3 protein-coding genes and 1 pseudogene are annotated in these 9,707 nt (G+C 59.5%); all 4 read left to right on the top strand.

Translation table 11 applies throughout. From position 1 onward, the window contains the following. Positions 1-1,483, top strand: a pseudogene (locus tag ACIPIZ_RS17290) (fumarate hydratase); the annotation flags it as partial. A gap of 205 nt (positions 1,484-1,688) precedes the next feature. Beyond that, on the top strand, positions 1,689-6,173 hold the full coding sequence (locus ACIPIZ_RS17285; protein WP_401166266.1) for a SpvB/TcaC N-terminal domain-containing protein: 4,485 nt from the start codon (positions 1,689-1,691) through the stop codon (positions 6,171-6,173). After that, the gene (locus ACIPIZ_RS17280; protein WP_401166264.1) at positions 6,170-6,802 is read left to right on the top strand and encodes a hypothetical protein; all 633 of its coding nucleotides are present in this window, start codon (positions 6,170-6,172) and stop codon (positions 6,800-6,802) included. Before ACIPIZ_RS17285 ends, ACIPIZ_RS17280 begins: the two co-directional genes overlap by 4 nt. 41 nt (positions 6,803-6,843) lie before the next feature. Continuing rightward, a complete protein-coding gene (locus tag ACIPIZ_RS17275) occupies positions 6,844-9,690 on the top strand; it encodes an RHS repeat-associated core domain-containing protein (protein WP_122662903.1) in 2,847 nt (948 codons plus the stop codon). Positions 9,691-9,707: the final 17 nt, after the last annotated feature.

The following is a 9,707-nucleotide window of genomic DNA, read 5'->3' as shown; positions in this document are numbered from 1 at the left end:
CGACGCCCTGCAGTTCATGTCCTACTACCACCCCGTGGATTTCATCCAGGCGATGCACGAAGCCTACCTGCGCGAAGAATCGCCAGCGGCCCGTGACTCGATGGCGCAAATCCTGATCAACTCGCGCATGTGCGCTACCGGCCACCGCCCGATCTGCCAGGACACCGGTATCGTCACCGTGTTCGTGCGCGTCGGCATGGACGTGCGTTGGGATGGCGCCACCATGGGCCTGGACGACATGATCAACGAAGGCGTGCGTCGCGCCTACAACCTGCCGGAAAACGTCCTGCGTGCCTCGATCCTCGCCGACCCGGCGGGCGCTCGGAAAAACACCAAGGACAACACCCCTGCCGTGATTCACTACTCCATCGTCCCGGGCAACACCGTGGAAGTGGACGTGGCGGCCAAGGGCGGCGGTTCCGAGAACAAGTCGAAAATGGCCATGCTCAACCCGTCCGACTCGATCGTTGACTGGGTATTGAAGACCGTTCCGACCATGGGCGCCGGCTGGTGCCCACCGGGCATGCTCGGCATCGGCATCGGCGGCACCGCCGAGAAAGCCGCTGTGATGGCCAAGGAAGTGTTGATGGAATCCATCGACATCCACGAGCTGAAAGCCCGTGGCCCACAGAACCGCATCGAAGAAATGCGTCTGGAGCTGTTCGAGAAGGTCAACCAGTTGGGCATCGGCGCCCAGGGCCTCGGTGGCCTGACCACCGTGCTCGACGTGAAAATCATGGACTACCCGACCCACGCCGCCTCGCTGCCGGTGTGCATGATCCCGAACTGCGCTGCCACCCGTCACGCGCACTTCGTGCTCGACGGTACAGGTCCAGCCTCGCTGGAAGCGCCACCGCTGGACGCCTACCCGGAAATCGTCTGGGAAGCCGGCCCTTCGGCCCGTCGCGTTAATCTCGACACCCTGACCCCGGAAGACGTGCAGAGCTGGAAGCCGGGCGAAACCGTCCTGCTCAACGGCAAAATGCTCACCGGTCGCGACGCCGCGCACAAGCGCATGGTCGAGATGCTCAACAAGGGTGAAACCCTGCCAGTGGATCTGAAAGGCCGCTTCATCTACTACGTCGGCCCGGTTGATCCGGTCGGTGACGAAGTGGTTGGCCCGGCTGGCCCGACCACCGCAACGCGGATGGACAAGTTCACCCGGCAGATCCTTGAGCAGACCGGCCTGTTGGGCATGATCGGCAAGTCCGAGCGCGGCCCGACCGCGATCGAAGCGATCAAGGACAACAAAGCCGTGTACCTGATGGCTGTCGGCGGCGCTGCTTACCTGGTGGCTCAAGCGATCAAGAAGTCGCAAGTGCTGGCGTTTGCCGAACTGGGCATGGAAGCGATCTACGAGTTCGAGGTCAAGGACATGCCGGTCACCGTTGCGGTGGACAGCAAAGGTGAGTCGGTGCACATCACCGGTCCTGCGATCTGGCAACAGAAGATCAGCGAAAGCCTGGCGGTAGAAGTGCAGTAAGCGTTTCGCCGTTTTGAGAGGCCAGCCTGTCACGCGACAGGCTGGCCTTTTTTGTATTCGCATCGGCAAAAAAACCGCCAATCAATGCTGCTGGAATTCATAGATCCCAGCATAAAGCACCTGTCAGATCTGACAGGTTACCAACTCCCCTTATCTTGATAGCGTCTATCCACCTGCGCCCCCGCATTGTGCATTGGATCAGATCATGGCCGATCAAGAGTTGAGCATCGTTACCCCATCGATCGAGAAGAGTTCGACGATCGCCACCATCGGAAAAAGCTGGGGCGCGGTAGGTCCGACCGGTGCGGCGTCGTTTGAGCTGCCTATCCCTGCGTCCGCCGGGCGTGGTTGGGACCCACAACTGTCATTGACCTACAGCAGCCAGGCCGGTAACGGCCCCTTCGGTATCGGCTGGAATATGGGCATTGGCCAGATCAGCCGTCGTACCCATAAAGGTGTGCCGCGTTATACCGATCACGACGAAATCATCGGTCACGACGGCGAAGTGTGGATGCCCGAACTGGACGCTGCAGGCGAACTGAAGTCGCGCACCGAGTCGAGTTACAACGGGGTCGACGTCGGCCCGCACACGGTCGTGCGTTACTGGCCTCGGGTCGAAAGTGACTTCGCTCTGCGCGAACGCTGGCAAGCGGATCCAGATCTGCCGCCGTTCTGGTTGATACACGGCGCTGACGGCTCATTGCATGTTTATGGAAAAACCGCGGCCAGCCGCCGTGCGGACCCGGACCCGGCCCCCGACAAAGCACTGCGAGTCAGCAGTTGGTTACTCTGCGAAAGCATGAATGCGCGCGGCGAGCACATCTGCTTTGAATACCTGAGCGACGATGATAACGCCGACCCAGTGCATGACTACCGCGCCCAGCGCTATCTGCACCGGGTGTTCTACGGTAACGCCAGCGCCAGTGCAGACTTGTACGCGTGGAGCAACGACAATCCTGCTGACTTGCACTGGCATTTTCACCTGTTGTTCGATTACGGCGAGCGCAGTCGCGACCTGAGCGAAAAACCCGTGTATGACGGCATCGAATTGCAACCCTGGCTGCAACGCGGTGATCCGTTCTCGACATACGGCCAGGGATTTGAAATCGGCACCCGCAGGACTTGCCAACAAGTGCTGATGTTTCATCACTTCACGCAAGAAACCGGTTCCCCCCCGACACTCGTCCGACGCTTGTTGCTGGAGTACCGCAACGTCGAGCCGGGATGGACCTACAGCCAGATCAGCGCCGCTCACTATCAGGCCTGGGATGCCGATGGCAGAGTGGAAAATACCCCACCGGTCGAATTCGATTACACAGCGTTCGAGATCAACAAGACCGCGACACGCCTGTTTGCAACGGACACCATGCCTGGCATCGATGATGGCGCTAACTATCAATGTGTCGACCTGTACGGCGAAGGCGTTCCGGGGTTTCTCGCACGGTTTGACCAGTGCTGGTACTACCGCGAACCACAACGCGGCGAGTCAAGCCCGGAAGCCATCGATTACGGCCCTTGGACAGCGCTGCCGGCAGTGCCTGTCGCCAATCGCAGGCAGCCGGTGCAGCAATGGCTGACCGATCTGACCGGTGATGGACGTCTGGACTGGATCAGCGCGCAACCGGGCAACAGCGGCTTTTTCACATTGAGCGCCGAGCGCAAATGGGCGCCGTTCAGCACATTCACAACGGTGCCAGTGGAGCTTACCCATACCCTTGCGCAGTTGGGCGATCTGGTCGGCGACGGACTCAGCTCACTGGCGCTGATAGGCCCACGCGCCGTGCGCCTGTATGCCAATCAACGTGAGGACGGCTTTGCCCGTGCCGAAGACGTCGCCCATGAAATCGATGACGACCGTCTGCCAGTGTTCAGTAACTCAGCCACGGAGCTGGTGTTTCTGGGCAACATGCTCGGCAGTGACATGAGCGAGCTGTGCCGGATTCGCTACAACGAAATCAAATGCTGGCCCAACCTTGGACACGGCAAGTTCGGCAAAGGCCAGGTGATCAGCGCCCTGCCCTTTACGTATGCCGGGTTCAATGCGGCGCAGGTGCGAATAGCCGATCTCGACGGGTCTGGCGCACCGGCTCTGATCTACCTGAAATCCGACGCTTTCGAGATTTACCGCAATCACGGTGGTAATGGCCTGGAGCAAACACCGGTGATTGTTCCGTGGCCGGAAGGCATTCGTTACGACCCGTTGTCCCGAGTGACGCTGGCTGATGCACAGGGCCTGGGCTGCGCCAGTCTGATTCTGAGCGTTACGCACATTGAACCGCAGCACTGGCGTTATGACTTTGTCGCAGCCAAGCCTTATCTGCTCAATGCCACCAATAACAACATGGGCTGCAGCACTCGTGTCAGCTATCGCAGTTCCGCACAGGCATGGCTTGATGAAAAAAGCGAACGACTGGCAAAACAACCGCTTGTCGCTCCTGCCTGCTACCTGCCTTTTCCCGTGCAGGTGGTCAGTCAGCAATTGCAGGAAGACGAGGTCACCGGCAACCGCACAATGCAAATGACCGAATACCGTCACGGCGTCTATGACGGTCGGGAGCGCGAGTTTCGCGGCTTCGGCCGGATCCAGCACACCGACAGCGAAAGCGCGACGGGAAATGATGAGGTCGGCTTCACCGCACCGGTCCGGGTGTGTACCTGGTTTCACACCGGGCAATCCATGACCGCACCCCGCGAAGGCTACTTCACGGAAGATTCCGAGGCCGTGGCACTGGGTGGCACCTTGTACAGCCGCTATCACCACGGCGATGAATACGATGAGGCGGTGACCCCGCCCGACGCCGATACCGAATATGAAATTGCCCGGGCACTGGCGGGGTCGATCATCCGCAGCGAAACCTATGCCGCCGACGATGATTCGCTCCTGCCATATACAGTCCAGGAGCATCGCTATCTGGTGCGTGAAGTACGCCCCCGAGGTGAGCATGATCCCGCAGCCGTGCTGTTGCCACTGGCACTGGAACACATCAGTTATGCCTACGATCGCTTCATCAACGACCCACAATGCCGGCACGAGATCACCTTGCGTCGTAACCGTTACGGCCTGCCGACTCATGCTCTCACGGTCAGTTATGCACGCCGCCGCGACCCGACGGATACGCCGCCCTTTACTGACCCGGATGAACAGCAATGGTGGCTCGATGCGCATGATCAGGCCCAGCAGTCTTACTACCTGAGCGAGGCCCGCGCACGCTACATCGACCTCGATGCAAACCCGCAGCAATGGCGGTTGGGGATGCCGTGGCAGCAACGCAACAATGCCCTGGTATTGCCCAAAGGGGAGCTCCCCACAGGCCTGAACCCGCAACAGATCGGTTACGAGGCGTTGAACGCGCATCTGGACTCAGTCCACTGGAATACCGGGCGAGTACTGACGATGCAGTCAATACAGCGTTATCTCAAGAGTGCAGACATGTCGCCGCTGCCCGAGGGGCAGAGTGATTTCGAAGCGCTGGTCGCGCCGCTGGAACTGGCACAGATGGACAGGACCGCCCTGGACGCTTACGGCGATCTGCCAGACTTCGACATTCGGGCGGCGTTGAAGGAAATCGGCTACACGGCGATGACGCCCCTGTTCGAACCTGCGCCCCTGCCGGAGGCAGAAGAGAATCTCTGGTCCTCGCATTACGGCTACGCGCAATACGCAGGTCCCGACAGTTTCTATAAAGTCCTCAAGTACCGTGAAACCCTCAGCCACGGCTGGACGACGGCGCAATATGATGACTACTGCCTGGCAATCAACCGCGTCGAACTGCCGGACAAGTGCACGACCCGGATCATCTATGACTATCACGCGTTACAGCCAACCTGCATCGTCGATGCCAATGAAAACCTTCAGGAAGCGCTTTACGAACCGTTCGGCCAACCGCTGGCCACCAGTTTTCACGGCACCGAAAACGGCATTGCCGTTGGTTTCCATTCCCTGAGCGAATACCAGCGCCCGGTGGATTATCGCCCGGACGCAGCAATCGAGAACCCGGCGGCGGCCGTGCAAAAAGCCGCCAGCACTTTGCGCAAGGATCTGTTCAGCTGGATGGGCCAGCTCCCGCCTGATACAGAAGAGGCAAGCCAATGGATTGCGCAAGGTTACATTCTGCCCAGTGGACATATTCGTGCCAGCGCGCGCCAGCGCCTGCAACACGGCGCAGGCCTTTCCCGCGCAGAACAAGTCTTGAGCCAGCTCGTTGCCAGTGCTCGCCGTGAACCGGTGCACAGCGTTTTGCTGAGTGCCGACCGCTATCCCCATGACGACGTCCCGGCACAGATACAGATCATCAAGGCTTGTGTGGACGGTTTCGGCCGTGCGCTGCAAACCCAGCAGCTTGTCGCTCCTGGCCAGGCGTATGAGGTGACCGACGAGGGCGCGCTGACACTTGATCGCGGTGAGCTGCGCGAGGTCTTTGCCGAGTCGCGCTGGCGCATCAGCGAACGGGTCGAATACAACAACAAAGGCCTGGCAGTGCGGCAATTCCGGCCGTTCTTTGCCGATAGCCATGGCTACGTCAACGATGTTTCCCTGCGCGAGCACGGCTATTTCGATCAGCAGTTCTATGACCCCATGGGCCGGCCGGTCAAACTGATCAATGCCAAGGGCGATTTTTCCCGTGAGACCTATCATCCCTGGTATCAGACCAGTGAAGACTTCAACGACACCGACGGGTCGGACGCATGATCGCCAGTGTCGCCTGGCGTACGCCATCACTCATCGTCAGTGATGGCTGCGGCTTGCCGGTGCGACAGATTGCTTACTTGCGTACGTTTGCCGGTGACACGGCCGAAGTGCTGGTTTCGCGTCGCCAGCATGACTTGAATGGCGAACCGCTCGATGTCCGAAGCGTCGATGCTGGCAGGCGCCTGACATTGCCCGGGCTGGCCGGTGAGGCACTTGAGCGTTGGGATGAGCGCGGCAACCATTGGCGAAGCACGCAACTGCGTTACGACGTTGCCGGACAGCTCAACTTCAATGAGGCCGAGGAAGGCTTGTCATCGCTGAAACTGGCGAAAATCCGCAGCACCCTTGATGAACTCGATGCGATGGTCACGCGATTGACCGTAACCACCAACACCGCGTTTGCCGAATTGGGGATCAACGAGTTTTACGATGAACAACACGCAATGCGCGACTACATGATCGATCTGGCACTGAACCGGGTCGGCACGGCAAAGGCGAGAACATTACGCCAGTCTGACGCGGCGCGGATTGCGGGAAACGCCCGCGATAGCGTTGGGGGCGCTCGAGATCTGCTGAGCCTGTATCAGACGAAAGTCCCCGCCATTCGTAATCGGTATCGGGGCAAATGACTTGCACAGTGCTGATGCCCGCCGGGCATGGGACGTCTGACATGAGCGCCAGCCCCCACTGGCGTACTCCGCGATTGCACGTCATCGACAACCGCGGCTTGCCAGTGCGTATCGTGGAGTACTTGCGCACTGCGGCAGGCAAAACCAGTCAATCGCTCATCACTCGCCAAGTGCATGACCTCAACTCACGGATATCGGCACAGTGGGATCCGCGTCTGTTCGGCATCGCGTCGAAAGCCAACATCCACACCGTTCATGGGCTGGCCGGCAGCCCGCTGAAAATCGACAGCGTCGATGCCGGCTGGCGCGTGAGCCTTCCCGGGCTGGCAGATGAAGTACTGCAAAGCTGGGATCAGCGCGGCAACCACTGGCGCTACCGCTACGACGCGTTGCTGCGGCCGGTTGAAGTGATCGAGAACGGAAAAATCCAACGTGAACAATTCACCTATGGCGATCACAACGCCAACGCCGCACATAATCTGCGTGGGCAATTGCTGACATTGCAGGAACCTTGCGGCCTGTCGACCTGGCCGAGTTTCAGTCTGCTCGGCCAACCGCAGGTGCAGATCAGGACCTTCGACGATGGCATCGGGTATTGCAGCGCAGAGACTTACGGCCCACTGAACCAGACACTGACGCAAACCGATGCCGGTGGTCATCGACAAAACCTGCACTATGACCTTGCCGGGTACCTCAGGCAGGTGACGCTTTTGCGCCACGGTGAAAGCGAGCTGCAGCCAGTCTGGCTGGATATGCAGTACAACGCGGCCGGACAGCTCATCGAACAGCGCGCCGCCAGTGACATGCTCAGTTGCTGGCATTACGACCCGCGCGATGGACGGCTGAACCGCTCACACGCTTCGATTCCCGGACAGGCTGCGCGGCAACATCTGGCGTATGCCTATGACCCTGCCGGAAACGTATTGCACATCAAGGATCTGACCTTTCAGCCCGTGTACTTCGCCAACCAACTCATCGACGGCGAGCGGCATTTCGAATATGACTCCCTCTACCGCTTGATCCGCGCCAGCGGCCATGATGCCTCCCCGGCCAGCGAACTGCCCGGTCGTCCGCTGCCAAGCGACCCGCAAAACCTGCGCAATTACACCCAGCACTTTGATTACGATCAAGGCAATAACCTGACTCGACTGGTGCACGCGCGCGAAGTCGGCGGCTACACGCGGCAGATGCTCATCGATCCTGCGAGCAACCGTGCCCTGCGTTGGAAAGAAGCAGATCCACCCCCCGATTTCGCCACGTTTTTCGACGCCCACGGCAACCAGCGAAAACTCCAGCACGGTGCAGCTCTGCTCTGGAACACGCAAGACCAGTTATGCCAGGTGACACTGCTCGAACATGCCAATGGACTGGCGGATGATTGTGAAGTCTATGTCTACAGTCAGGGCGAGCGCGTCGGCAAACGCCACGAAACCCATACCGCCCGTGCAACGCATTATCTTCAGGTGCGTTACCTGCCAGGCCTGGAAATTCGTACCCGCGATAACGGCGAAGAACTGCATGTCATTTCCCTGCCCGGCAACGTGCGCTGTCTGCACTGGCGGGAAAAACCTCCCGCCAGTGTCGAAAACAATCAGCTGCGTTACAGCCTCGACGATCATCTCGGTTCAAGCATGATCGAGGTTGACCAACTCGGCCGGCTCATCAGCCGCGAAACCTACTATCCGTTCGGCGGTACGGCGCTTTGGCTACCCGTTTCAAGCACGCTGGTGGACTACAAGACTGTGCGCTACAGCGGCAAGGAAATGGACGTCAGCGGCCTGTATTACTACGGCAGGCGCTATTACGCCCCCTGGCTGCAGCGCTGGATCAGTGCCGACCCGGCGGGAGATGTCGACGGACTGAATTTTTATGCGTTCGTGGGCAACGATCCGATCGGCAACATTGACCTTGAAGGAACCAACAGGTGGCCAAGCAAGGCGGCACTGGATGAAGGGCTGCGCAAAATGGCCGCCTCGAGTCTCGAAGGCGATGAACGCCGGCGCCAGCGCAACGCCCCCGGCCGGGCCAGACAATCACTTTCAAAAGCGATCGATCGACACCTGAATATCCTCGCCATCTCGCTGCGGCGTGGCGTCGATGCGCAACAGCAGATTCTCAATCACCGCTCGAGCGCCGACTTCGCGGTTTCGTCCTTGCGTCGGGGCGCTGTACACCTCACCGGACAAGTCGTTTCCTATGGTGCCGGAATTGCCGTCGGCATCGGCGCCCAGGCCTTGGGGGCTGTCGCTCCGGGGGCGGGAAATGTGGTGGGGATCGCCATGGGATTCGGCGCGAAAAAAATCGTCAGTGCCCTATGGGATTATGCGGCGGAACGCACCGGAGCCAGTGCCTCGATCAAGTTCAAGGCCAGCCGCGTATCGATGGAAAAAATCATCCTGAAAGCCGAATACAAAACCATGTCAGCCATCGATTACATCCAGCAGAAATATTCGAAAATGCTGCCCGACACTCGAAAAGGCGGATTGAAGGGCCTCAAGGAAGCAACTGGCACGGCCATCGGTCTGGCAGCCAAATCATTAGCGCCCAACGCAGCGAGTGAAATCAGCGCGACTGCCAGTACCGTGCTCGGCGCCGTGGAAATATTCCATGAAATGGCAGGGGGCAGTGGTGAACTTTCGGCAGAGAAAATCGCCAAGGGCGATCGTAACCTGACAAACCTGATCGGCGCGTTGAATAGCAATCTGGCCGAGATTACCTCGCAATTTGCCACGACAGGCGTCAGCGCCATGAACACCTTCAGTTTCTTCGGCGAGAGCGCTGGCGATTCGGTCGAAAGCCTGACCCAGGCGACTCGCTCGGTGATCAGCGAACTGACCTACGCGCGAACGATGCTGCGTTCCCACTCGCGAAAATTCGCTCAGGTCTGATCGGCTAACGAGTCATT

Origin of the sequence: Pseudomonas sp. NPDC087690 (assembly GCF_044743175.1) — a bacterium.
Lineage (GTDB): Bacteria > Pseudomonadota > Gammaproteobacteria > Pseudomonadales > Pseudomonadaceae > Aquipseudomonas.
This window is presented reverse-complemented; position numbering and strand designations above follow the sequence as displayed.

Bases quoted from the DNA above. Each gene is read 5' to 3' on its own strand.
- ACIPIZ_RS17275 (WP_122662903.1), top strand. From the start codon at position 6,844: ATGAGCGCCAGCCCCCACTGGCGTACTCCGCGATTGCACGTCATCGAC.
- ACIPIZ_RS17285 (WP_401166266.1), top strand. From the start codon at position 1,689: ATGGCCGATCAAGAGTTGAGCATCGTTACCCCATCGATCGAGAAGAGT.
- ACIPIZ_RS17280 (WP_401166264.1), top strand. From the start codon at position 6,170: ATGATCGCCAGTGTCGCCTGGCGTACGCCATCACTCATCGTCAGTGAT.